The organism is Rhizobium sp. R635 (assembly GCF_002211285.1).
Lineage (GTDB): Bacteria > Pseudomonadota > Alphaproteobacteria > Rhizobiales > Rhizobiaceae > Rhizobium.
Map to the genome: position 1 here is coordinate 1 of NZ_LOKX01000021.1, position 25,371 is coordinate 25,371.

Genomic DNA, 25,371 nt, shown 5'->3' on the forward strand with positions numbered 1-25,371 from the left:
GCTTCAACCGAATGAAGCACTTCCGTCGTTTCGCCACACGTTATGACCGCAGAACCATTCACTTCAAAGGCTGCGTATATCTCGTCGCAGCGATGATCTGGCTCAGATGAATGTCGATTCGTCCTAGCGGGAGAAATAACAAACTATATTTATAGACTATAGAGATAATTGTTTTCGTGATTCTGCCGCTCGCACGATCCCGAGGACGAGTGAGCGGCAGAAACCAAGGCGCTGCGGAATGTCAGGGAGAATGCGATGATATACGACGTTATCGTGGTCGGTTCCGGTTTTTCGGCGATATCAGTGACCTGCAATCTCATCGAGCAGCTTCCCGCTTCGGCGAAGGTTGCGGTCATTGGCGACGACCCCGGCTTCGGCCGCGGGACGGCGTACCGGACGGAGCTTTATCTCCATCGCCTCAACGTGCCCGCGGGCCGTATGAGCCTGTTGCCGCATCAGCCCGACGATTTCGTCGACTGGCTGAAAAGCCGCGGACGCCGATTGCAGGCAGGCGATTTCGCCTCGCGCAGCGATTACGGCCTCTATGTCAGGGATACGCTCGCGCACCTGCTGCGAAAGCGGGACGGTCGCTGCCGGGTCGATTTCATCAGGGCCAAGGCGGCGGGATGCGTGGAACGTTACAGCAGCACTCTGGCCTTCCATCTCGGCAATGGCGACGAGATTGCCGGAAAGAACGTGGTGCTCTGCCTTGGTGTCGGCAACGCCAGCCTGCCGGTCGATCCGGCCGGCGTGCCGTCATCGGTGCGATCGCGGATCGTCGAGAACCCGTGGCGGCTCTCTTGGCTGAGGCGTGTCGCATCGTCCGATGCGGTCTGCATTCTCGGCTCCGGCCTGACGATGATCGATCAGGTTCTCGCCCTTCGCGCTCACGGCCATAGAGGCAGGATCGACGTGCTTTCGCGCCGCGGTCTTGCGCCCCTCGGGCATGCGAAAAAACCGCCCGCACCTCTGCCGATCGATGTCGAGGCGCTTCCGGCGACGATCAGCGGCATATTGAAGAGCTTGCGGGAAAAGAGCAGGGCGGTCGACGATTGGCGAAGCGTGATGGATGGCTTGCGGCCTCAAACGCAGGCTCTCTGGCAACGGCTTTCCAGCAAGGAGCGGGCTCGTTTTCTCAGGCATGCGCTTCCCTGGTGGAACATCCACCGTCACCGGGTCGCGCCTGACGTGTTCGACAGCTTCGACAAACTTGTCTCGGACGGAACGGTTCGTTTCCATGCCGGCTTCCTGAAATCGCTCGAGGCCGGGGAGGGCAGGCTCGTTGCCGGATACAGGGTCAGGGCGACACGCGATCTCGACGCAATCAAGGTGGATTGGCTGGTCAACTGCACGGGGATGGAGCGCGCCGGCATCAGTCATTCACCGCTTTTGCAGGAAATGAGCCGGTTTCAGCTGATCGCCGCCGATCCTCTCGGTCTCGGGATTCAGGTGGATGCTGCTTCCGAGGTGGTGGCGCCATCCCGGATCTCGCCCGCTCGGCTGTTTGCCGTCGGCGCCTTGACGGCGGGGCAATTCTGGGAAATTACGGCCGTCCCCGACATTCGGGTGCAGGCCAAAGCCGTGGTCGAAGAGATCGTCGCGAAGTGCCCGGCGTCCGAGGCATAGACTGGCTATCCCCAAGGGTCGGTTCGGAGCTTGTTGAATTGCCGGCCGCCCACAGCTACAGTGCGTGGTACGCCATAATACGATTTCGAATTCGGCTGCGGCAACGTGCGAAGCCGGTCAACACTGAGGTGCAGAATGAGCGGCGCTCTGAAGGACGCAGCAATCAGGGTCGAGCGTCCTGCAAAGACATTGCGGGAATTGGCGCTCGACAAGGTCCGCGAGGCGATCGTCAACGGATATTTTCGTCCCGGAGACCGGCTTGTCGAGCGCGACCTCTGCGCCCAGCTCGGCGTCAGCCGCACGGTCGTGCGCGAGGTTCTGAGGCATCTGGAATCGGAAGGGCTGGTCGCCAATCTGCCGAACAAGGGGCCGATCGTCGCGCAGCTCGACATCGAGGAAGCCAAGCAGATCTATGAGATCCGCGGTGCTCTCGAAGGCATGGCGGCGCGGCTCTGCGCGGAGCACAGCAGCCCCGAGATCGTCGCCGCGCTGGAAGAATCCCTGAACGAAATACGCAACAGCTATCGTGACAACGACATGGCGGGCGTGCTGGCAAACACCTCTTCCTTCTACCAGACGCTGTTCACGATGGTCGACAGGCACGTCGCCTGGGGCGTCGTCAACCTTCTCACCGTGCGCATTAACCACTTGCGTTCGATGACGATCAAGACGGAAAGGCGCGGCATCGAAGGGCCGGCGCAGATGTCGAAGATCATCGACGCCATCCGCCGCGGCGACGGCGAGGGAGCCCAGCGGGCCGCGATGGATCACGTCGCCGCCGCCAGCGCGATTGCCGAAGCCGTGCTGTCGGCCAAGAAGTCCGCCGAATAGGCGCGGCGGAACCGCCGCGATATGGTGGGAGGCGGGCATCATTCCTGTTCGAGGAATTGCTCGATCTTCTCCCACGCTTGTCTGACGTAACGTCGATGCACTAACCGTTTCAGCCATGACATGAGCCAAACACGTCGTCGCGACAGCGATTGGAGCATGATGGTTTCAACATCGTTCTCGCTCCAACCCGCCCATTCTCCTGCGACGGACAGAAGATTTGATGCAAAGGCCGGAGCCACCTCATCCTCGAGGATCAACCGGAGCTCTGCAAGCGAGTACCCGGATATCTTGAGCACCCCGGCGATCCGGCGATAGTCGCCTGTCTCCAATTCGGTGTCGAGAAACAGGTCCGACATCGCATGCCAAACCGGCAACCTTCTCTCAACATCGAAGATGGCAACGCGCTTCAAAGGCCAGACGCCCCTTGCCAGGCTGCCGTGGCGAAGCCGCGATAAGCTTGGTCCAGAAAGTGCAGAAAATCAGCAGGCCCCTGAAACTCGAACAGGCGATCGGCTGGACGGGGCAGCGGAACATTGGCTTTGCCAGCCCATCGAACAAGGGTTTCGACATCAAAGCACCCTTCGAGATGAACGTGGATTTCCGCTTCCGGCGATGCGCGGAAAAGTTCGGGATTGATTGATGACACTGCTTTTGCCTCTCCCGACCTGCGGTCGCTGTCACACGATCTTACCGCATTACGGGATGGGCTTCTCAGAAGAATCCGGCCTTTCGGCTTGACACTCAACTTTGCTCAATGTGATGGTATGCCATAATCAATAATATATCAGGCGGTATCATATAAACTGGGATGTCGCAAACTCTGGGTGCAATCGACCTAGCTAGTAAGCATTTGTCTTTTAAAGGAATTATTTAGGAGCGCACTCAAATCCCCATCGTTTCCGGGAACGAACTTGACACTCAGATATTATGGTATACCATAATACGAAATTGAGAAATGAGGTGTTTGATGGCCATTCAAATTCGCAAGACGGGACTGCAGATCGAAACGACGCTGATCGAGGGCGGCAAGGCCGCTGCGGTGCCGCTCAAGCTCTTCACCGCCTTCGCGGTCGTGAACAATCCCTGGGCGGGGCGCGGCTTCGTCGAAGACCTCAAGCCGGAAATCCACGCAGCCGCTCCCATTCTCGGCGAATTGCTGACCAAGATGATCATCGACGCCGTCGGCTCCGGCGAAGCTGTCGAAGGTTATGGAAAGGCGGCCGTCGTCGGCCTCAACGGTGAGATCGAGCACGCATCCGCGCTCATCCACACGCTGCGCTTCGGCAATTTCTATCGTCAGGCCGTCGGCGCGAAATCCTATCTTGCCTTCTGCAATACGCGCGGCCCGGCCAATGCGCCGATCATGATCCCGCTGATGGACAAGAACGATGAAGGCCGCCGCTCGCACTATCTGACCATCCAGACGTCGATCCCCGACGCGCCTGCCGCCGACGAGATCGTCGTGGTTCTCGGCGCTTCGGTGGGCGGGCGTCCGCATCACCGCATCGGCGACCGCTATCAGGATCTCAAGGACCTGGGGCAGGACGTCGCCAATCCGGCGGGCGTTTGAAAGGGTGGGCTCTGACATGCTGACGGCCGGATCGATCTCAGGCACCGCTGCAGCGAAGGCCGCCGGTGCTCTGCCCCGCAAGAGGACGGCAAGCGGAACGGCCTATCACGAGGCCGGCAACGGCGAGCCGCTGGTTCTGATCCATGGTGTCGGCATGCGGCTCGAAGCCTGGGCGCCGCAGATTGCAGCGCTGTCCGAGGGCCATCGCGTCATCGCGGTCGACATGCCGGGGCACGGCGAGAGCGCGAAGCTGCCGGTCGGCAGCCCGCTCGAGGAGTTTGTCGCCTGGTTCGGACGGTTTCTCGACGAGATGGCAATCGATACGGCCAATGTTGCCGGGCACTCGATGGGCGCACTGGTATCGGGAGGTGCGGCCGCGACCTTCGGCAAGCGCATCAAGCGCGTCGCTTATCTCAACGGCGTCTACAGGCGCGACCCGGAAGCGAAAGCTGCCGTGCTCGCGCGGGCTGCGGCCATTCCGGTCACCGGCGTGGACAAGGAAGGTCCGCTGGCGCGCTGGTTCGGCGATGATCCGGAGAGCAACGTCGCGCGCGAATTGACGCGAAAGTGGCTCAACCTCGTCGATCCCGAGGGATATGCTGTTGCTTACGCCGCCTTCGCCGGAGGAGACGAGACCTATGCCGATGGCTGGAAGGACGTTCAAGGCCCGGCCTTATTCCTGACGGGCTCCGATGACCCGAATTCGACGCCCTTGATGGCGGAGCAAATGGCGGCGCTTGCGCCGAAGGGCTGGGTCCGCATCGTGGAAGGGCATCGTCATATGGTGAACCTGACCGCGCCTCATATCGTCAATTCGCTGCTCGCTGAGTGGCTGTCGTCCGGGGAGGATGAACGATGACAATCCAGACTGTTGATCCCAGGGCATTGCGCGATGCATTCGGAGCTTTCCCGACCGGCGTGACCGTCGTCACTGCCTGCGACGGCGAGGGGAATCCGATCGGGTTCACCGCGAATTCCTTCACCTCGGTCTCCCTCAACCCGCCGCTGCTTCTCGTTTGCCTTGCCAAGACCTCGCGCAATTTCGCGACCATGACCGGCGCGCAGCATTTCGCGATCAACGTGCTGTCGGAAACGCAGAAGGACGTGTCGAATACCTTCGCACGCCCCGTTGAAGACCGATTTGCGGCGGTCGAATGGGCCAAGGGGTCGGCTGGCTGCCCAGTCTTCTCGAACGTCGCGGCATGGTTCGAATGCGCTATGGAAGAGGTCATCGAGGCCGGCGACCACGTCATCCTGATGGGACGCATCGAATCCTTCGACAATAGCGGCCGCAACGGTCTCGGCTATGCCCGCGGCGGCTACTTCACGCCGACGCTCGCAAGCAAGGCGGTTTCCGCCGCGGCCGAAGGCAATATCGAACTTGCGGCCGTCGTCGAACGCCGCGGAGAAGTCCTGCTCCTCGGCGACGACGTGTTCGCTCTCCCGAGCATCGACGCTCATGACGGCAACCCGACCGAGGCGCTGGAAAAATATCTGGAGACGCTCACCGGGCTGAAGGTCAGCATCGGCTTTCTCTACTCGGTTTACGAGGGCAAGAGCGACGGCAAGCAGCATATCGTCTACCACGCTGTCGCAGGCGATGGGGAGCCGGCGAGCGGCAGGTTCGTGAAACCTGACGCACTGGCTGCGGCAAAGTTCAAGACCACTTCGACCGCCGACATCGTCAACCGCTTCGCGATGGAAAGCTCGATCGGCAATTTCGGCGTCTATTTCGGCGACGAGACCGGCGGCAAAGTTCATCCCATTCCAGCCAAGGGCGCAAAAGCATGAAGTTCTCCCTCTTCGTCCATATGGAACGGCTCGACGCCAGCCAGAGCCACAAGAGCCTCTACGAGGAATTCGTCGCGCTCTGCGAGATCGCCGACAAGGGCGGCATGCATGCGATCTGGACGGGTGAGCACCATGGCATGGATTTCACCATCGCGCCCAACCCGTTCGTGACCATTGCCGATCTTGCGCGCCGCACGTCGCGGGCAAGGCTTGGGACGGGAACGGTGATCGCTCCCTTCTGGCATCCGATCAAGCTTGCCGGCGAAGCTGCCATGACCGACATCATCTGCGACGGCAGGCTCGATATCGGGATCGCGCGCGGCGCCTATTCCTTCGAATATGAACGCCTGCTGCCGGGTCTCGACGCCTGGGGTGCCGGCCAGCGCATGCGCGAGCTCGTCCCGGCGGTCAAGGGCATATGGGCTGGCGACTACGCCCATGACGGAGAGTTCTTCAAGTTCCCCGCGACCACCTCGGCGCCGAAGCCGCTGCAGCAGCCGAACCCGCCGATCTGGGTGGCCGCGCGCGATCCGAATTCGCACGAATTCGCCGTCGCCAACGGCTGCAACGTCCAGGTCACGCCGCTCTGGCAGGGTGACGACGAAGTCCAGTCGCTGATGGACCGCTTCAATGATGCCTGCGCCAAAAACCCCGATGTCGAGCGGCCGAAGATCATGCTGCTGCGCCACACCTATGTCGGCTCGTCGGAAGAAGACGTCGCCCAGGCGGCTCATGAACTCAGCGTTTACTACAACTACTTCTTCGCCTGGTTCAAGAATGAGAAGCCGATTACCCAAGGGCTGATCGAACGGATTCCGGACGAGCAGATCAGAGCGAATGCGATGCTGTCGGATCAAGTCATGCGCACCAACAATGTCGTTGGTGATGCCGAGACCGTCATCAGCAGGCTCAAGGCGTATGAAGCCCTCGGCTACGACGAATATTCCTTCTGGATCGACACCGGCATGAGTTTCGAGCGCAAGAAGGCGTCGCTCGAACGCTTCATCGCCGAGGTCATGCCGGCATTTCAGGAGTAGGACCATGCGGCGTTTCCAGCATTACATCGACGGCGAATTCTCGGATGGTGAAGCGAGCTATCCGAGCATCGATCCGGCCACCGGCGCGATCTGGGCTGAAATGCCCGAAGCGCGCGAAGGCGATGTCGATCGGGCCGTGAACGCTGCCGAGAGGGCGCTCTACGAGGGCCCCTGGGCGAAGATGACGGCCACGCAGCGCGGCAAGCTGCTCTATAAGCTCGCCGACCTCGTCGCCGCCAACGCGCAGGTGCTCGCCGAGCTGGAAACGCGCGACACCGGCAAGATCATCCGCGAAACATCAGCGCAGATCGCCTACGTTGCCGAATATTATCGCTACTATGCCGGCATTGCAGACAAGATCGAAGGCTCCTACCTGCCGATCGACAAGCCTGACATGGATGTCTGGCTTCGCCGCGAGCCGATCGGCGTCGTCGCCATGGTCGTGCCGTGGAACAGCCAGCTTTTCCTTTCTGCGGTGAAGATCGGCCCGGCGCTCGCCGCCGGCTGCACGATGGTGGTCAAGGCCTCGGAAGACGGGCCGGCCCCGCTTCTCGAATTTGCGCGTCTCGTGCATGAAGCGGGCTTCCCCGCCGGCGTCGTCAACGTCATCACCGGTTTCGGTGCCTCCTGCGGTGCGGCGCTCGGCCGCCATCCGAAGGTCGCGCATGTCGCCTTCACCGGCGGTCCCGAGACTGCGCGGCACGTCGTTCGCAACTCGGCCGAAAACCTCGCTTCGACATCGCTGGAACTCGGCGGCAAGTCGCCCTTCATCGTCTTCGCCGATGCCGATCTCGAAAGTGCCGCCAACGCCCAGGTCGCCGGCATCTTCGCCGCAACGGGACAAAGCTGTGTTGCCGGATCGCGCCTGATTGTCGAACGCAGCGTCAAGGACAAATTCGTCGCCCTGCTGCGCGAGAAGGCCGAGGCGATCCGGATCGGCGCGCCGCTCGACATGGCGACGGAGGTCGGTCCGCTCGCTACCAAGCGCCAGCAGGACAATATCGGCGCGCTCGTTGCCAATTCGATCGAAAGCGGCGCCCGTCTCGTCACCGGCGGCAGCAAGATCGACCGCGAAGGCTTTTACTTCGCGCCGACGATCCTCGATTGCGATGAGGTCGCGTCGCCCTCGCTGATCGAGGAGTTCTTCGGGCCGGTCCTGTCGGTCGTCTCGTTCGAAACCGAGGCCGAGGCGCTGCGGCTTGCCAACGATACCCGCTACGGCCTCGCCTCCGGGCTCTTTACCCAGAACCTCACCCGGGCGCACCGGCTGATGAAGGGCATCCGCGCCGGCATCGTCTGGGTCAACACCTACCGCGCCGTGTCGCCGATCGCGCCCTTCGGCGGCTTCGGCCTGTCCGGCCATGGCCGGGAAGGCGGCATGGCCGCAGCCCTCGATTACACCCGCACCAAGACGATCTGGCTCAGGACCTCGGACGATCCGATCCCCGATCCCTTCGTGATGAGGTAGCGTCGATGTTTTACGAAATCCGCACCTATCGGCTGAAGAACGGCACGATCCCGCAATATCTCAAGGTTGTGGAGGAAGAGGGGATCGAGATCCAGAAGAGCCATCTCGGCGCGCTGGTCGGCTACTTCTTCTCGGAGATCGGGACGATCAACGAAATCGTCCACATCTGGGCCTTCACAAGCCTGGATGACCGGGAGGCGAGACGCCAGCGGCTTTTGGCCGACCCCCGGTGGCAGGCCTTCCTGCCCAAGATTCGCGATCTCATCGAGGTGGCGGAAAACAAGATTATGAAGCCAGCAAGCTTTTCTCCCAGGGGCGAGGCGCACTGACGGCATAAGGCATACCCGTAGGACAAACCAGAACAGGGATAAGGGAACATGAAAACGACATTTGCTTTCGCGGCGGTTGCCGCATTCGTCGCGGTCTCCGCGCCGGCCAAGGCCGACAACATGGTCTTCTCGAGCTGGGGCGGAACGACCCAGGATGCGCAGAAGGCGGCATGGGCGAGCCCGTTCACCGAGAAGACCGGCATCACCGTCGTGCAGGACGGCCCGACCGACTACGGCAAGCTCAAGGCCATGGTCGAGGCTGGCGAAGTCACCTGGGACGTCGTCGACGTCGAAGGCGATTATGCCGCCCAGGCCGGCAAGAACGGCCAGCTCGAGAAGCTCGACTTCTCCGTCATCGACAAATCCAAGCTCGACCCGCGCTTCGTCACCGATTATTCGGTCGGCAGCTTCTATTATTCCTTCGTCATCGGCTGCAATGCCGATGCCGTCAAAGCCTGCCCGAAGACATGGGCCGACCTGTTCGACACGGCGAAATTCCCGGGCAAGCGCACCTTCTACAAGTGGTCGGCTCCCGGCGTGATCGAAGCGGCGCTGCTGGCCGACGGCGTGCCTGCCGACAAGCTTTATCCGCTCGATCTCGACCGCGCCTTCAAGAAGCTCGACACGATCAAGTCCGACATCATCTGGTGGTCGGGCGGCGCTCAGTCGCAGCAGCTCCTGGCATCTGCCGAAGCGCCCTTCGGCAGCGTCTGGAACGGCCGCATGACGGCGCTTGCCGCGACCGGCATCAAGGTTGAAACTTCCTGGGAGCAGAACATCACCGCTGCCGATGCCCTCGTCGTGCCGAAGGGCTCGCCGAATCTGGAAGCGGCGATGAAGTTCATTGCACTGGCGACTTCGGCCGAGCCGCAGGCGGCCCTCGCAAAAGCCACCGGCTATGCGCCGATCAACCTCGACTCGGCCAAGCTGATGGACCCGGAAACGGCCAAGACCCTGCCGGACCAGCAGACGGCAAGCCAGGTGAACGCCGATATGAACTACTGGGCGGATAACCGCGATGCCATCGGCGAGAAGTGGTACGCTTGGCAGGCGAAATAAGCTGAAACTCGAGGCGAACGGGCACGGCGAAGGTCGCCGTGCCCCCCGCGACGCCGGGCTAATTGTTAGCACCTTGGCGCCCCGCGGAAATTGACGGGTGGGAAGGACTGTCATGTCGACGTATAGCGATGCCTCCGGCATCATTGCGCCTTTGCCAAAGGTGCGCAGGAAAACAGGTTTTGGCGCGGTGGCTCCGGCCTTCGCCTTCGTCGGCATCTTCTTCATCGTGCCGGTGGCGATACTTCTGTTGCGAAGCGTGCTGGAACCCGTGCCGGGCCTGGGCAACTATGCGCAGCTGGTCGGGTCGGCGACCTATCTCAAGATTTTCGCCAATACCTTCATCGTCTCGGGTCTCGTCACGGTGATCTCCCTGCTGATCGGTTTTCCCGTGGCCTGGGCGCTCGCAATCATGCCCGGACGGCTGACCTCGGTGCTTTTTGCGATCCTGCTGCTGTCGATGTGGACCAATCTGCTCGCCCGCACCTATGCCTGGATGGTGCTGTTGCAGCGGACGGGGCTCATCAACAAGATGCTGATGGGAATGGGCCTGATCGACCAGCCCTTAGCGCTCGTCAACAATCTGACCGGCGTGACGATCGGCATGACCTATATCATGCTGCCTTTCATCATCCTGCCGCTCTACGGCGTGATCAAGAAGATCGACCCGTCGATCCTGCAGGCGGCGGCCCTTTGCGGCGCCAACCGCTGGCAGTGCCTGACGCGTGTTCTCCTGCCGCTGGCCACACCCGGCTTGGCGGCCGGCGCCCTGATGGTCTTCGTCATGTCGCTTGGTTATTTCGTCACGCCGTCGCTTCTCGGGGGTACGGCAAACATGATGCTCGCAGAGCTGATCGCGCAGTTCGTGCAGTCGCTGGTCAACTGGGGAATGGGCGGTGCCGCGGCGCTGGTCCTCCTGGTGGTGACCCTGTCGCTTTATGCCGTGCAGCTGCATTTCCTAGGCAACCAGAACCAGGGAGGACGTTGATATGTTGCTCAATTTCGACCGTCTCGGCTGGTGGAAATACGTCCTTCTCGGCATAACGCTTCTGACGGCCGCCTTCCTGCTGTTGCCGATCGTCTTCATCGCCGCTCTGTCTTTCGGCTCGTCGCAATGGCTGATCTTTCCGCCGCCGGGCTGGACATTTCAATGGTACGGCGAGCTCTTCGCCGATCCGCGCTGGCTGGAATCGGCTCTGACGAGCTTGAAGATCGCGGTCATCGTGACGGTTCTGTCGGTGCTGCTGGGGCTTGTCACGTCTTTCGGGCTGGTGCGCGGTTCCTTCATGTTCCGCGATACGCTGAAAGCGCTGTTCCTGACCCCGATGATCCTGCCGGTCGTGGTTCTCGCGGTCGCCCTCTATGCCTTCTTCCTGAGGATCGGCCTTGGCGGCACCCTGACGGGCTTCGTCATTTCGCATCTGGTGCTGGCGCTGCCTTTCTCGATCCTGTCAATATCGGGCGCGTTGGAGGGTTTCGACAAGTCGATCGAGGACGCGGCGGTTCTCTGTGGTGCCACTCCTCTGGAAGCCAAGATCAGGGTCACGCTTCCGGCGATCAGCCATGGGCTGTTTTCGGCCGCCGTCTTCTCGTTCCTGACATCCTGGGACGAGGTGGTGGTGGCGATCTTCATGTCCAGCCCGACCCTGCAGACGCTGCCCGTGAAAGTATGGGCGACGCTGCGGCAAGACCTGACGCCCGTCGTCGCCGCGGCGTCGACCCTTCTCATCCTTTTGACGATCATCTTGATGGCCCTGGTTGCCGTCGTGCGTAAGGTACTGAAACAATGAACGAACCATTCCTTCAGATCCGCGGTATACGCAAGGAATACGGCGCAGTCGTCGCCGTGCACGATGTCACTCTCGACGTCCGGCGCGGCGAGTTCCTGACCTTTCTCGGGCCGTCGGGATCGGGAAAGAGCACGACGCTCTACATTCTGGCGGGATTCGACAATCCGACGAAAGGCGACATTACGCTGGAGGACAAGACCCTGCTCGCCACGCCGTCGCACAAGCGCAATATCGGCATGGTGTTCCAGCGCTACACCCTGTTTCCCCATCTGACGGTGGGCGAAAACATCGCCTTTCCGCTGAAGGTCAGGCGCAAGTCCAAAGCCGAGATCGACAGCAAGGTGAGGGAGATGCTGCGCCTCGTTCGGCTCGAAGGTTTCGAGGATCGCAAGCCCGCGCAAATGTCGGGTGGTCAGCAGCAGCGCGTCGCGCTGGCCAGGGCCCTTGCCTATGATCCGCCGGTGCTGCTGATGGACGAGCCGCTGTCGGCGCTCGACAAGAAGCTGCGCGAGGAAATCCAGCACGAGATCCGCCGCATCCACCAGCAGACCGAAGTGACGATCCTCTACGTCACGCATGATCAGGAGGAGGCCTTGCGCCTCTCCGACCGTATCGCCGTCTTTTCGAAGGGCGTCATCGACCAGATCGGAACCGGTCCCGAACTCTACGCCAATCCCAAGACCCGCTTCGTTGCCGAATTCATCGGCGACAGCGACTTCATTTCCTGCGATCTGCTTTCGTCATCCGACGGACAGGCGACGATTTCGCTCGGCGGCGGGACCGTCTTCAACCGCATTCCGGTGCACGGGAAGGGCGCTTCCGGCAACCGGGCAGCGCTGATGCTGCGGCCGGAGCGCATTCGGCTGTCACGAGCCCAGGCTGATGGAACCGGTCTTGCCGCAACGGTCAGCGACATCACTTTCCTCGGCAACAACATCCACGTCGCGACCGAAACGGCGACGGGCGAGGCGCTTTCGGTTCGCCTGCCGTTCGGTCACGAAGCGATCACCGGGCTCAGCCGCGGCGATACGGTGCATCTGGACTTCGATCCCGGTGCCGCTCACGTGTTCTGCTGAAAGTCGTCTTATGAAGCTCGTTGATTCCTCGCTGTTCCGTCAGGCATGCCCGGTTGCCGATCGCTGGATCGAAGCGGAAGGCCGGCAAGCGACGGTGATCCGCAACCCGGCGACGGGCGAGGCGCTGGGCGCGGTCCCCGATCTCGGCGCCGCGGAGACGGAGGCGGCCATCAGGGCGGCCGTCATCGCCCAGAAGCTTTGGGCGAAGAAGACGGCCGGGGAGCGCGCGTCCATTCTCAAGGCGTGGCACCGTCTGATGATCGAGAACCGTGACGATCTGGCGATGATCCTGACGCTGGAGCAGGGAAAACCGCTCGCCGAGGCCAAGGGGGAGATCACCTATGGCGCAAGTTTCATCGAATGGTTCGCCGAGGAAGCAAGACGCATCAACGGCGAGATCATACCGGGACATCAGCCGGACAAGCGCCTCCTCGTCATGCGCCAGCCCGCCGGCGTGGTGGCGGCCATCACGCCTTGGAATTTTCCGAATGCGATGGTCACGCGCAAGGTCGGGCCGGCGCTTGCCGCCGGCTGCGCCGTCGTCTTGAAACCTGCCCCGCAGACGCCGTTCTCGGCCATCGCGCTCGCCGTTCTCGCCGAGCGCGCCGGCCTGCCGCCGGGCCTCCTCAGCATCGTCACCGGCGATGCGGCTGCGATCGGCGGGGTTCTCACCGCAAGCCGCGACATCAGAGTCCTGACCTTCACCGGCTCTACCCGCACGGGCGAACTGCTTTACCGGCAATGCGCGCCGACGATCAAGAAGCTCGGTCTCGAGCTTGGCGGGAATGCCCCCTTCATCGTTTTCGACGATGCCGATCTCGATGCTGCCGTCGAGGGCGCGATCATCGCCAAGTTCCGCAACAACGGCCAGACCTGCGTCTGCGCCAACCGGCTTTATGTCCAGGACGGCGTCTACGAGGCCTTTGCCGCCAAGCTCGCGATGGCGGTTGCGACGTTGAAGGTCGGTAATGGCCTGGAGCGCGACGTCGTGCTTGGTCCGCTCATCGACGACAACGCCGTCGCCAAGATAGAGACTCATATTCGCGATGCCGTCGCCAAGGGTGCGAGCGTCGTTTCGGGGGGCAAGCGCCACGCACTTGGCGGCCTGTTCTTCGAGCCGACGGTTCTGCGTGACGTCGATGCCGGCATGCAGGTGGCGCGCGAGGAAACCTTCGGGCCGCTTGCGCCGCTCTTTCGGTTCCGCGACGAGCAGGATGTCATCGAAAAGGCGAACGACACCGAATTTGGGCTCGCCTCCTATTTCTACGCGCGTGACCTCTCGCGGGTCTTCCGTGTGGCCGAAGCACTCGAATATGGGATGGTCGGCGTCAATACCGGTCTCGTTTCCACCGCCGAAGCGCCATTCGGCGGCGTGAAGATGTCGGGTCTCGGCCGCGAGGGGTCGAGGCACGGATTGGACGAATATACCGAACTCAAATATGTATGCCTGGGCGGCATCGCCTGATCTGGTCGATGCCTGCGCTTCGCCGCAGGAAAGACCGGAATGCCTCTCGTCAGCATCGCCATGTATGTCACGTCGACGCCACTCGCGGATGCGACGGCCGAACTCTGGTCGTTCCTCCGGCAATATCTCTCGCAAGCCGGCCTCGGGGATCTGCCCGAGAAGCTCGATCAGACGGTTCCATATGAGGAAGCCTGGCTGAGGCCGGATCTTCTCCTTTCGCAGACATGCGGCTATCCTTTTGCAAGCAGCCTGCGGGGCAGAGTTCGCCTGGTGGCGACGCCCGTCTACGGCCATCCCGGCTGCGACGGCCCGCTGATGCGCAGTTTCATCATCGTCCGCGAGGGCTCTCCGCTTCGCTCGCTTGAGGACCTTCGCGGCACCACCGCCGCGATCAACAGCCCCGACAGCAATTCCGGCAGCAATCTCTTTCGCGCAGCAGTCGCCCCGCTTGGCCGCGACGGCCGGTTCTTCGGCCGGATCATCGAAACCGGCAGCCACGGCGGCAGCATCGCCGCCGTCGCCGATGGCCGAGCGGACAGCGCGGCGATCGATTGCATCACCTACGCCAATATCCGCCGTTTCGATCCCGGCCAAATCGAGGGCATTCGTATCATCGCCGAAACGCCTAAAGGCCCCGGCCTGCCGTTCATCACCTCAGGCGATGCGTCGGACGAGAGAATCCACCTCCTGCGAAGCGGACTCGATACCGCCATCAGGGAGCCATCGCTCGCCACCACGCGCGCCACCCTCGGCCTCGTCGATTTCGCAGTGCTTTCCGAAGCCGATTACGAGCCGCTTCTATCATTGGCCGGCGATTTCGCCGAGGTCGGGGTGACGTAGATCATCGTCGACTTCAGGCGGCCTTGCCGAGTTTCGAAGGACGCGTGACGGCGGCCTTCGTGACCATGGCGGTGACTTCGGCGCGCCGCGCGCCGGAAAGCGGCAGGCGCGGCATGCGCACGCGCTCTGAGCCGCGGCCCATGATCTGTTCGGCCAGCTTGATCGACTGCACGAGGTCATGTTCGGCATCGAGATGCAGAAGCGGCATGAACCAGCGGTAGATCCTGCGCGCCTCTTCCCAGTCGCCGCGTTCGGCGGCCGCGACGAGCTGCACGGATTCCTCCGGAAAGGCGCTGGTGAGGCCGGAGACCCAGCCTTTGGCGCCGAGCATCAGGCCTTCGAGCGCGACGTCGTCGAGGCCCGCGAAGATATCGAAACGATCGCCGAATTCATTGATGAGATCGGTGAAGCGGCGCGGATCAGGCGCGCTTTCCTTGACCGCCTTGATGTTCGGCACGTCGGCGAGCACCTTCAGCACGTCGGCGCCGATGTTGACGCGATAGGCGGGCGGGTTGTTGTAGAGCATGATCGGCAGCGAGGTCGCTTCGGCGACGGTGCGGAAATGCGCGATCAGCTCTTCCGGCTTCGGCACATAGACCATGGCCGGCAGCAGCATCAGGCCGTCGGCGCCGAGCTTTTCGGCGTCGCGGGCATAGGCGACGGCGCGGCGCGTGTCGAATTCGGAGACGCCCGTCACGACGGGAACGCGGCCGTTGACGACCTCGACGGCGGCTTTGAGGATCGTGCGCTTCTCATCGGGATCGAGCGAGTTGTTCTCGCCGCAGGTGCCCATGACGATCAGCCCGTTGACGCCGTCGTTGACGAGCGCGTCCTGGACGCGCTGGGTCGCGGAAAGATCCACGGACAGATCTTCGTTGAATTGCGTCGTTACGGCGGGAAATACGCCCTTCCATCCTGTTGTCATCGATCGAACCTCCGTTAAAGTCGGTTCCTTATATACAAACTGTCGACAAGACTCAATCACCTTGATTTCGCAAATTCGTTGGGCGTTGCGGAAGTCGGCCAAAACACAATACAAGGCTCTCATGAAGGGGAGAGACGGATGCAGAACGACGCGGAAAATGTGCGGGTGCGCGGTTCCGGCACGCAGAGCGTCTATGTCACGCTGCGCCGGGAAATCCTGTCGATGGCGCTGGAACCTGGCAGTCCGCTGGATGAGGTGCGGCTGTCGGAGCGTTTCGGCATGTCGAGGACGCCCATTCGCGAGGCGCTCTTACGGCTTGCCGCCGATGGGCTGGTCACGACCCTGCCGAACCGGAACACGATCGTCGCGCCGATCGATTTCGCGGGCCTGCCCACCTATTTCGAAGCGCTGACCCTGATGTACCGGGTCACGACGCGCGGGGCCGCCGAGAGGCGAAATGACGAAATCATGAAGACCATCCGCCTGCACCAGAAGGATTTCGCCGATGCGGTCGCCGCCCGCGATGCCTATGCGATGATCGAGGCGAACCGCGAATTTCACGTGGCGATCGCCGAGCTTGCCGGCAATCCCTATTACACGGCCTTCTTCGCCAGGCTGCTCGACGAAGGCCGGCGCATCCTTCGCTTGTATTATTCGACCTTCGACGACCGCCTGCCGCGCCAATATGTCGACGAACACGAGGAAATCATCGCCGCGATCGAAGCGGGCGATGCCGATCGTGCCGACCGGTTGGCAATCGCCCACGCCGGGCAGATCGTCCGCCAGATTCAGGACTATATCGCCCGCGACCTCGACCGGCCGGTGGCGATCAGCCTATCTTGATGTGGCCGAACGCAGGAAAACAGGAAAACCGCATGTCGTGGCAACACCGGCAAGAGCAAGGGAGTGGCGCCGTGCAAAACCTATTGAGCTGTTCGATCTGTCCGGCAACCATGCCCTGATCACCAGGGCATGTGATCGATCACCCCGTTCCTCCAATTGAAATGTCGTCAGATAGAGCACCGTGCTCTATGCGAACATTGTCTGCGCGACCTGAGTGAATTCTAAGGTTTAAAAGGCCGGCAACTGAGATGCAATGATTTCTAATGAAAATCTGAGTAACGCTAATAATTCCAGCGTATAGAAAAGTACAATAATAATAAAATGACAAATTTGAACTGAGAATTTGCCGCGATGTCTCGGAGTGTATAGTTTTCCGCTCCGCGAAACGGCGATAGGGAATATTTCGATGTGCCTTGGACACACGACACTCCGGATTGAATGAGGTCGAACTCTAATAGCTGTTCGGATGTTAAGCGCGGTTAAGGAAGTGTAAAGTTTGGTAAAGGTTCTTTCCGCGGCGCAGGCGAGGTGCGCTGCCGGCAGGACGCGCAGGCGGCGCGAGGCCGCCTGCGGGGGATATACGTCCCGCGGTCTCCTTCCGGGGGAGGGAATTTGACCGAAGAGGTTGCCATGAAAGTCGCCATGAAAGGCCCGTATCGGGCGCGGTGCATCTGGCCGATCGTTCGCGATAAGGTTATCTCTGACCGTGTCCTCGCTTCGATTGCTCGGGTTTGAAGGCGATCGCCGCGTGATCGTTGGACGCTTGCGGTTTATCCTCAGTGATTTCCTGGGCCAGCCCGATCCGGCGCAGCAACCGTTTGAGCGCTTCGTCCAGGTCGTCGACGAAGGTGAAGATGACGGGGATGACGATGAGGCTCAGCAGCGTCGACATCATCACGCCGCCGATCACGACGATCGCCATCGGCTGACGGAAGCTCGAATCGCCGCCGGTCAGGCTGAGGGCGACCGGAAGCATGCCGCATGCCATGGCGATGGTGGTCATGACGATCGGCCGAGCGCGCTTGTGGCAGGCATCCACGAGAGCATCGAAGCGGGGCATGCCCTGGCGGCGCGACATGATCGCGTATTCGATGAGCAGGATCGAGTTCTTCGTCACCACGCCCATCAGCATGAGCAGCCCGATGACGGCGGCCATCGAGAAACTGGTTCCGGTCAAGACCAGCGGCACGAGCGCGCCGCCGAGCGAGAGCGGCAGGGCCATCAGCAGGGTGAGCGGCTGCAGGAAGTCGTGGAACAGCAGGACGAGGACCGCGTAGATGCAGAACACGCCGATCGCCATGGCCAGCGCGAAGCTCTGGAACAGCTCCGAACTGCGCTGAAGTTCGCCTTGTTCGACGAGTGTCACGCCCGATGGCAGATGCTGGAGCGCCGGCAGCGCCTGTGCCTCGCGGTTGACGTCGCCGAGGATGCGGCCATTGAGTTCGACCGACACGGTGACATTGCGCATCCGGTCGATGCGGTCGATTTCGGACGGGCTGCCGCCGATCCGGATATCGGCGATCGATCCGAGATCGACATTGCCGTTCGTGCCCGCCACCCGCATGTTCTTGATATCGTCCAGACTGGTGCGGGACTCCGGGCTGAAGCGGACGACGATCGGAACCTGACGCTGCGGCAGGTTGAGCTTCGGCAGGCTGGCGGAATATTCGCCGTTCGTTGCTACGCGCGCGGCCTCGGCGATAGCGCTCGACGTCACCCCGAGCGCTGCGGCGCGCGCAAAATCGGGCGTGATCTGGATCTCGGGCGCCTGCCTTGCCGCGGTCGATGTGACCGCTCCGATGCCTTTCAGCGTGCGGAGCTGTTCTTCGAGCGCGGTGCTTGCGCTATCGAGGGCGTTGGCATCGTCACTGGCAAGGGTGATTTCGAGCTTCGTGCCGTTGGCGCCGCCGCCGACGGCGACGCGCACGCCTGATAGAACCGACAGAGCCTGCCGGATATCGTTTTCGATTTCCGACTGCTTGCGGTCACGCTCGCCGATCGGCGTCAGCACGGCGACGATCGTGGCGGAATTGACGCTGCTCGTGGTGCTGGCGTCCGGGCCGCCGCCGCCCGAAGATGTGGAGCCGACCGAGGAGAAGACACGGGTGACGTCCGTGAGCTTGCCGACGATGTCGGCGGCTTTCCTGGTCGCCGCATCGGTCTGCTCTATGGTGGCGCCCGGCTGCATGGTCAGCGTGATCTGGGTCCGCGCGTCGTCGGAGGCGGGCAGGAAGCCGGATTTCAGCAGGGGAATGGTGGAAAGGGAAAGCGCCACGATGACGGCGGTCACGGCCACCGTGGTCTTGCGGCGGGTCATGGCGGCCTTCACGATGGCCAGATAGGCGCGCATGATGCGGCCGTCCTTTTCCTCGCTCGGATGGGCCTTCATGAAATAGGCGGCCATCATCGGCGTCAGCAGGCGCGCGACGACGAGCGAGGCGAGGACGGCAACGGCGGCGGTAACCCCGAACTGGCGGAACAGAAGCCCCGGAATACCGCTCATGAAGGCCGTCGGCAGGAAGACCGCGACCAACGTGAAGGTGGTTGCGATGACGGCAAGCCCGATCTCGTTGGCCGCTTCGAGGGCGGCATCGATCGGCCGCTTGCCCATCTGCAGGTGGCGGGCGATGTTCTCGATCTCGACGATGGCGTCGTCGACCAGGATGCCGACCACCAGCGACAGCGCCAGCAGCGTGATGATATTAAGGCTGAAGCCGCAGAGGTACATGACCAGGAAGGTCGGAATCACGGACAGGGGCAGCGCCACGGCCGATAGGATCGTTGCGCGCCAGTCGCGAAGGAAGAGCCAGACGACGATGATCGCCAGGATCGCCCCTTCGAACAGCATGTGCATCGAACCGTCATAATTGTCGATGATCGGGCCGATCGTGCTGTAGGCTTCGTCGATCTGGACATTGGAATGTTTGACGGCGAACTGCTTGATCGCCTTGTCGACATCGCCGGCGACACCGCTGTCGGAAAAGCCGTTCGAGCGCTTGATCTCGACCGCGATCACCGGCTTTCCGTCGAGATAGGCCATCGAGGACCGCTCGGCGAAACTGTCCGTCACCGATGCGACTTCGTCGAGGCGAACCTGCTGGCCGTTGGCCAGGGGAATTCTCAGTCCTTTCAGGGCCTCGACCGACGGCAGAGCGCCGAGCGTGCGCAGGGTTTGACGGGTGTAGCCGATTTCGCCGAGGCCGCCCGACGTATCCGCCTGCACGGCCTTCAGCTGCGACGATACGGTCGCCGCGGTGACGCCGAGCGACGCCATCGTCGCGGGGTCGAGATCGACGTGAACCTCGCGGTCGATCCCGCCGATGCGGTTGACTTGTCCGACGCCGGGCACCGAGAGCAGCGCCTTGGTCAGATCATTGTCGACAAACCAGGAAAGCTCGGTTTCGTTGAGAGCAGTCGAGCGGACGGCATAGGTGACCAGCGCGGAGCTTTGGACCGTGACCTTGGTGACGCTTGGCGTTTCCATCTGTGCGGGAAGATCGCCTTTGACGCTGTCGACGGCGTTGCGGACTTCGTTGAGCGCCGCTTCGCTGTTTTTCTCCAGCTTGAAGGAAACCTTGATCGAGACGGTGCCGTCGGTGATGGTCGTGGTGATGTGGTCGAGATAGCTGAGAGAGGCGAGACTATCCTCGATAGTGCGGGCGACCTCGGTTTCGAGCTGTGTCGGCGCCGCGCCGTCGAGCGTCGCCGTGACGCTGATCGTCGGAAGGTCCATATCGGGGAAGTTCTGGACTGCCAGGGTCTTGAAGGCCAAGAGCCCACCGACCGTCAGCATCACGAACAGCAAGATTGCCGGGACGGGGTTGCGGATCGAGAATGCGGAAAAATTCATCAGTTTTTCTCCGCGATCTTCACGAGGTCATTGTCCGAGAGGAATGCGCCGCCCGAGGTCACCACCTTTGATGTCCGATCTATGCCGGAGACGATTTCCACCTCGCCATCGTTGCGGCGGCCGGTTTCCACCCGGACCCTTTGCACCCGTTGATCCTCGCTCGCGGTGAAGACGTAACTGATCCCGTCCCGGAACACGATTGCGGTCTCGGGCACGGTCAGCGCCGGGGAGGTCTGCAACTCGATGTTGCCTGTGACGTAAAGTCCCGTGCGCGGACGGGTGTCGTCCGGCAGCGTGACGTAGACGATCGCTCGGCTGGTGTCGGTGCTGACCGATGGCCCGACAAGTCTCACCTTGCCCTCGATGGCGTGGCCTTCAGGGCCGTTGACCTGGACGCTCAGGCCTTGCGAAATACGCGGGAGATAACGTGCCGAAACCTCGGCCTGCCATTCGATCCGCTGCTGGCGAACCATGCGGAACAGTTCCGTGCCGGCGGAGACGACGGCGCCGAGATCGGCGGAACGCGACGTGATGAGACCGTCGTCGACGGCGGTAATGGTCGTCTGCGCAAGCTTGATCTTTTCGCTGTCGAGCGCGGCCTCTTCGGATGTAAGACTTGCCGTCGCCGTCTGCTCGTCGGCGAGATACTCGACGATCTTCTCGTCGGAGAGCGCCCCTGAAGGCTGGAGCTGTCGCGCCCGGTCAGCATTGGCTTTGGCCTTCGAGAGGCTTGCCTTGGCGGTCGCGACGGCGGCCTCCTGCTTGCGAAGATCGGCGAGCACGCTCTCCTGGGAAAGCCGCACGAGTGTCTGGCCCTTGGTGACGACGGAACCGACATCGACCAGAACATCGGTTATGCGCAGCCCGCTCGTCTCGGAGGCGATGACCGCTTCCTGCCACGGTTTCAGCCACCCGCTCGCGGGAACGGTCTCGGACCACTCCCGCTGAGCCGGCGCCGTCAAAGAGACGGTGAGGGCGGTCGCCGCGGCCGGTTCCGCCATGGCGTTGCGGAGGGGAGCAAACAGCGCCATCGTAACGAAGGCGGAGGCGAATAGTCTGGAAGTTTTTCTCAACGATGCATTCCTTGTGGTCAAGGCATCGGCGCCTTTTCCCGGTCGGCGCCAATTCGACGAAGGATTGCCGCTCATGCACGGCAACCGGGTTTCGGCGCGCGTCGATGTCATGGCAGGTATGTAACGGGGCGAACGTTAAGTGCGGTCAAGTTAGTGTTAAGTTGGGTAAAACTTGGCCGCGTGATGGTGTTTGTGCTGTATGGCTTGCCGGGACTAATGACGGACAACGCGAATGAACAAGGTTCTCCTCATCGACGACGATGCCGAGCTGACGACGCTTCTGCAGGAATATCTGGTCGAGGAAGGATATGACGTCGTAACGGATACGGACGGCCGCGCCGCGATTGCCGCGGCTGCCGGCAATACGGTCGACATCATCGTGCTCGACATCATGATGCCCCGCATGAACGGCATCGAAGTGCTGCAGAGGATCAGGAAGCTCAGCCAGGTTCCGGTCCTGATGCTGACGGCAAGAGGCGATGACGTGGACAGGATATCCGGTCTCAATCTCGGCGCCGACGACTATGTGCCGAAGCCCTGTTCGCCGGGCGAGCTTGCCGCGAGGCTGCGCGCCATCCTGCGGCGCGTGGGCCAGCCGGCAACAGGCATGTCCACAGACACGGTAAAGGCAGGGCAGCTCGTGATCCATTCCGGCAGCAGAAGTGCTGAATGGCGCGGTGAGACTTTGGAGCTGACCGGCACCGAGTTCAGCCTGCTCGAAGTTCTCGCCCGCAGCGCCGGCCAGCTGGTGTCGAAACAGGATATTTCGAAGCGGGCCTTCGGCAAGCCGCTCACCCCGTTCGATCGCCGGATCGACGTCCATATCAGCAGCGTTCGCCAGAAGCTCGGGCTGCGGGAGGACGGTCAATCCTGGATCCAGTCCGTTCGCGGCCAGGGCTATCAACTTCTCGTGGACTGATCATGCCCCGGCTTTTCTGGAAGTTCTTCGCGACGATCTGGCTGACGCTTGCAACGACGCTCACGGTCATCATCGTGATCGTCAACCTGTTTCAGATCCCGCCTCCCGGCCGCGATCGGGAGTATCAGGAGCGTGCGACCATTCTGAATCTGACGGCGAACGTGCTCACAAGGGACGGGGAGGAGGCCGCCCAGCGCTTCATCCGCACAAGTGAGGTGACGGCGCCGCTTGGGCTGACGCTTTCGAAGATAGCGGGTCCAAGCGTGTGCGCAGGCGAAGGCACGGCGGAGACGAGGTCCGTCCTGAAGGATGGCATTTGCTACCGGATCTCCGTGGCGCCGGAACCGAGCTTCCTTCTCAACATTATGGACAATCTGGCCCTGCTGGTGCCCTGGCTTTCGATTTTCGTTTCGAGCACGGTCGCAGCGGCCGCACTCGCCAGATACCTCATTCGTCCCGTCGTCCACCTTCGCGACGGCCTGAGTGCTCTTGCCCACGGCCGTTTCGACGTCCGTATCGGCGATAAGATGGCGGGGCGCAGGGACGAGGTCACAGCACTGGCGCATGATTTCGATTCCACCGCCGCACGGCTGCAGGAGCTTCAGGATGCGCAGCAGAGACTGTTCCATGACGTTTCCCATGAGCTGCGTTCGCCCTTGTCCCGCCTGCAGGCCGCCGTCGGCGTGCTCCGGCAGAGCCCGGCCAAACTCGGCGCCATGCTGGAGCGCATGGACCGGGAGGTCGAACGGCTCGATACGCTGGTGGGAGAGGTTCTGACGCTTGCGAGGCTGACGGCGGGGGCCGGCCTGCCGCTGAAGACGCAGACCCTCGACGTCATCGAACTCCTGAACGAAATCCTCGGCGATGCGGCCTTCGAAGCCCAGGCACGGGAGGTCTCGATTACGACGAGCGTCGACGGCATCTTCCGGGCTGAGGTCGAAGGCGAGCTGATCTACAGGGCGCTCGAAAACGTCGTCCGCAACGCCGTCAAATATACGGCCGATCATTCGTTCATCTCGGTGTCCTGCGAGACGGCGGCCGACCGCCTCAAGATCTGCGTCACGGATCAGGGGCCAGGCGTCAAACGGGATGAACTCGAACGGATCTTCCAGCCGTTTTCACGCGGGAAGGATGCCGTGCCGAGAGGCGGATATGGTCTCGGTCTCGCCATCACCCGGCAGGCCATCGAACGCCATGGCGGGCGCGTGCATGCGTCATTGCCGGAGGCGGGTGGCCTGGCGATCACCCTGGAGCTGCCCAGAAAGCCCTGATCCTTCTGCCGGGATTTTACCTAACTTTACAGTTTCTTAACCGCCATTAACCTTGGCGTCGCTAAGCCTGAACCCTCGATCCAGGTTCGGAAGGCTCGCCAGTGAGTATGTCGCTTCACACAAGACTATCATTCCTCCGCTACGCCGTATCCGCTCTCGCCCTTCTGCTGGCGGGCTGCGTCAGCGGCCCGGACCACGTTCCTCCGCAGATGCCGCTTCCGGCGAAATTCGAAGAGGGGAGCAATAAGAGCAACGGCAATGTCGTGACGGAGCAATGGTGGACCGCCTATCGCGACGCGAAGCTCGACGGATTGGTCGTTCACGGCCTCAGCGAGAACCTCGATGTGCTGCAGGCGCTCGAAAGCATCAACTCGGCTTCCGCCAACGTCACGGTTGCCGGCGCCAGCGCTCTGCCGAGCCTGACCGTCGACGGATCGCATACCCTGTCCGGCGAGAAGGGGCGGTTGCGTACGACGGTCGGCACCACGAACACCACAGGCGGCGAGGCCAGCCTTTCCTGGCTGCTCGACTTCTTCGGCCAGTACCGTCGCTCAAGGGAAAGTGCCATCGCCTCGCTGGGGGCTGCCTATGCGACGGCCGACAATGCTAGGCTCACCTTCCTGAAAGACCTAGTCGAGAGCTATATCGACGCCCGCTACTATCAGGAGCGCATCGCGCTCTCACAGGCGAGCTTGAAATCCCGCCAGCAGACTTACGAACTCACGCAGCTGCAGCTGAAAGCTGGTGCGGCCTCCCGGCTCGACGTCGTTCAGGCCGAGGGCCTGGTACAGTCGACAAAATCTGACATTCCGGGCCTCGAACAGAGTTTTACCGAATCGGCCCATCACATTGCCACCTTGCTCGGAATGCCGGCGGCTTCGCTGACGGACGAGCTGCGCAAGAATACAGGCCAGCCGGTCTTCCGGGGCGACATCCGCGCCGGTATCCCGGCCGATCTCATCCGCAACCGTCCCGATATAAGAAAGGCCGAACGCGAGCTGGCGGCCGCGGTCGCCGATATCGGCGCAGCCGAAGCACAGCTCTACCCGTCGATTTCGCTCTCCGGCTCGATTTCGCCGAGCTGGGTCAAATCGTCAGGCGCCAGCGGCGCAAGCCTGACCAGCTGGTCTTTCGGGCCCACACTCAACCTGCCGATCTTCGATGGCGGCAAATTGCGGGCGAATGTGGACATCGAGAAATCCGATGCCAGGACCCAATATCTGGCATGGAAAGCGGCGGTGTTGAACGGCGTCGAAGAGGTCGAAAACGCGTTGTCCGCCGTTCGCCACGACACGCGGACGCTGGAGCCGCTGCGCAGACAGGTGCAGACGGCGCAGGAATCGCTGGCGCTTTCCACAACCAGCTACAGGGATGGCGCCTCGTCGCTGCTCGATGTTCTGGACGCGCAGCGCTCGGTCTCCGATGCCGAGGCAAGTCTGGCGGCCACCGTGCAGCAGGTCGCCAAGGATTATGTCGATCTCTATGTCGCCATCGGCGCCGGCTATCTGCCTTCACCGGAGCCGCTTGCCTCCAAGCGGACGGCAAAGTCGGGCTGATCGCCGGCCTGCCCCCTGGCTTCAGAGGTCAAGGGACGGTGCGGGGCCTTATAAT

The 25,371-nt window shown here is 62.1% G+C and carries 23 protein-coding genes; 18 read left to right on the forward strand and 5 right to left on the reverse strand.

All coding sequences use genetic code 11. The features are described 5' to 3' along the window. Positions 1-255: 255 nt before the first annotated feature. The gene (locus ATY78_RS16145; RefSeq protein ID WP_088683327.1) at positions 256-1,626 is read left to right on the forward strand and encodes an FAD/NAD(P)-binding protein; all 1,371 of its coding nucleotides are present in this window, start codon (positions 256-258) and stop codon (positions 1,624-1,626) included. Positions 1,627-1,761: 135 nt separating this feature from the next. Further along, positions 1,762-2,457, forward strand: coding sequence for a GntR family transcriptional regulator (locus ATY78_RS16150; RefSeq protein WP_088683328.1), 696 nt, complete (start codon positions 1,762-1,764; stop codon positions 2,455-2,457). 38 nt (positions 2,458-2,495) lie between these two features. Here the strand turns inward: ATY78_RS16150 and ATY78_RS16155 are convergent, their stop codons facing one another. Then, on the reverse strand, positions 2,496-2,867 hold the full coding sequence (locus ATY78_RS16155) for a hypothetical protein (RefSeq protein WP_210191803.1): 372 nt from the start codon (positions 2,865-2,867) through the stop codon (positions 2,496-2,498). Next, positions 2,864-3,103, reverse strand: coding sequence for a hypothetical protein (locus ATY78_RS28210; RefSeq protein ID WP_141105646.1), 240 nt, complete (start codon positions 3,101-3,103; stop codon positions 2,864-2,866). Before ATY78_RS28210 ends, ATY78_RS16155 begins: the two co-directional genes overlap by 4 nt. A 321-nt stretch (positions 3,104-3,424) precedes the next feature. Here ATY78_RS28210 and ATY78_RS16165 point away from each other — a divergent pair, with 321 nt between their 5' ends. The 12 genes from ATY78_RS16165 to ATY78_RS16220 all read left to right on the forward strand — a co-directional run bounded on the left by ATY78_RS16165 (position 3,425) and on the right by ATY78_RS16220 (position 14,879). After that, the gene (locus ATY78_RS16165; protein WP_088683331.1) at positions 3,425-4,027 is read left to right on the forward strand and encodes an amino acid synthesis family protein; all 603 of its coding nucleotides are present in this window, start codon (positions 3,425-3,427) and stop codon (positions 4,025-4,027) included. Between the two features lie 16 nt (positions 4,028-4,043). After that, positions 4,044-4,886, forward strand: a complete 843-nt coding sequence (locus ATY78_RS16170; RefSeq protein WP_088683332.1) for an alpha/beta fold hydrolase — start codon at positions 4,044-4,046, stop codon at positions 4,884-4,886. Further along, positions 4,883-5,818 carry a flavin reductase family protein gene (locus ATY78_RS16175; RefSeq protein ID WP_088683333.1) on the forward strand — a complete coding sequence of 312 codons (936 nt, stop codon included), beginning with the start codon at positions 4,883-4,885 and terminating at the stop codon, positions 5,816-5,818. The genes ATY78_RS16170 and ATY78_RS16175 overlap by 4 nt, the downstream gene beginning before the upstream one ends. Beyond that, entirely contained in the window at positions 5,815-6,855 is a 1,041-nt protein-coding gene (locus tag ATY78_RS16180) for an LLM class flavin-dependent oxidoreductase (protein WP_088683334.1), read from the forward strand. The genes ATY78_RS16175 and ATY78_RS16180 overlap by 4 nt, the downstream gene beginning before the upstream one ends. Positions 6,856-6,859: 4 nt before the next feature. Further along, the gene (locus ATY78_RS16185; protein WP_088683335.1) at positions 6,860-8,323 is read left to right on the forward strand and encodes an aldehyde dehydrogenase; all 1,464 of its coding nucleotides are present in this window, start codon (positions 6,860-6,862) and stop codon (positions 8,321-8,323) included. A 5-nt stretch (positions 8,324-8,328) separates the two neighbouring features. Continuing rightward, positions 8,329-8,652 (forward strand): NIPSNAP family protein, encoded by a 324-nt coding sequence (locus ATY78_RS16190; protein WP_088673801.1) that lies wholly within the window; start codon positions 8,329-8,331, stop codon positions 8,650-8,652. Positions 8,653-8,700: 48 nt separating this feature from the next. Continuing rightward, the gene (locus ATY78_RS16195) at positions 8,701-9,711 is read left to right on the forward strand and encodes an ABC transporter substrate-binding protein (RefSeq protein ID WP_088683336.1); all 1,011 of its coding nucleotides are present in this window, start codon (positions 8,701-8,703) and stop codon (positions 9,709-9,711) included. A gap of 112 nt (positions 9,712-9,823) precedes the next feature. Next, positions 9,824-10,696: an ABC transporter permease gene (locus tag ATY78_RS16200; RefSeq protein ID WP_088683337.1), complete on the forward strand. Its 873-nt coding sequence runs from the start codon at positions 9,824-9,826 to the stop codon at positions 10,694-10,696. Position 10,697: 1 nt separating this feature from the next. Further along, positions 10,698-11,498 (forward strand): ABC transporter permease, encoded by an 801-nt coding sequence (locus ATY78_RS16205; protein WP_088683338.1) that lies wholly within the window; start codon positions 10,698-10,700, stop codon positions 11,496-11,498. Then, positions 11,495-12,574, forward strand: coding sequence for an ABC transporter ATP-binding protein (locus ATY78_RS16210; protein WP_088683339.1), 1,080 nt, complete (start codon positions 11,495-11,497; stop codon positions 12,572-12,574). Before ATY78_RS16205 ends, ATY78_RS16210 begins: the two co-directional genes overlap by 4 nt. 10 nt (positions 12,575-12,584) lie before the next feature. Then, complete coding sequence (locus tag ATY78_RS16215) at positions 12,585-14,039, forward strand: NAD-dependent succinate-semialdehyde dehydrogenase (RefSeq protein ID WP_088683340.1); 1,455 nt, start codon at positions 12,585-12,587, stop codon at positions 14,037-14,039. Positions 14,040-14,078: 39 nt separating this feature from the next. Beyond that, complete coding sequence (locus tag ATY78_RS16220) at positions 14,079-14,879, forward strand: PhnD/SsuA/transferrin family substrate-binding protein (protein WP_088683341.1); 801 nt, start codon at positions 14,079-14,081, stop codon at positions 14,877-14,879. A gap of 13 nt (positions 14,880-14,892) precedes the next feature. On the opposite strand, the gene ATY78_RS16225 is transcribed toward ATY78_RS16220, so the two are convergent. Further along, positions 14,893-15,804, reverse strand: a complete 912-nt coding sequence (locus ATY78_RS16225) for a dihydrodipicolinate synthase family protein (protein WP_088683342.1) — start codon at positions 15,802-15,804, stop codon at positions 14,893-14,895. Between the two features lie 138 nt (positions 15,805-15,942). Between ATY78_RS16225 and ATY78_RS16230 the strand changes: the two genes are divergently transcribed. Further along, positions 15,943-16,647: a GntR family transcriptional regulator gene (locus ATY78_RS16230; RefSeq protein WP_088683343.1), complete on the forward strand. Its 705-nt coding sequence runs from the start codon at positions 15,943-15,945 to the stop codon at positions 16,645-16,647. Between the two features lie 694 nt (positions 16,648-17,341). On the opposite strand, the gene ATY78_RS16235 is transcribed toward ATY78_RS16230, so the two are convergent. Next, a complete protein-coding gene (locus ATY78_RS16235) occupies positions 17,342-20,497 on the reverse strand; it encodes an efflux RND transporter permease subunit (RefSeq protein ID WP_088683344.1) in 3,156 nt (1,051 codons plus the stop codon). After that, a complete protein-coding gene (locus ATY78_RS16240; RefSeq protein WP_245313588.1) occupies positions 20,497-21,528 on the reverse strand; it encodes an efflux RND transporter periplasmic adaptor subunit in 1,032 nt (343 codons plus the stop codon). The genes ATY78_RS16235 and ATY78_RS16240 overlap by 1 nt, the downstream gene beginning before the upstream one ends. Before the next feature lie 274 nt (positions 21,529-21,802). Here ATY78_RS16240 and ATY78_RS16245 point away from each other — a divergent pair, with 274 nt between their 5' ends. The 3 genes from ATY78_RS16245 (at position 21,803) to ATY78_RS16255 (ending at position 25,316) form a co-directional block, all read left to right on the forward strand. Next, a complete protein-coding gene (locus ATY78_RS16245; protein WP_088683345.1) occupies positions 21,803-22,489 on the forward strand; it encodes a response regulator in 687 nt (228 codons plus the stop codon). 2 nt (positions 22,490-22,491) lie between these two features. After that, on the forward strand, positions 22,492-23,760 hold the full coding sequence (locus tag ATY78_RS16250) for an ATP-binding protein (RefSeq protein ID WP_088683346.1): 1,269 nt from the start codon (positions 22,492-22,494) through the stop codon (positions 23,758-23,760). A 101-nt stretch (positions 23,761-23,861) separates the two neighbouring features. Then, positions 23,862-25,316 (forward strand): efflux transporter outer membrane subunit, encoded by a 1,455-nt coding sequence (locus tag ATY78_RS16255; protein WP_088683347.1) that lies wholly within the window; start codon positions 23,862-23,864, stop codon positions 25,314-25,316. Positions 25,317-25,371 lie beyond the last annotated feature (55 nt).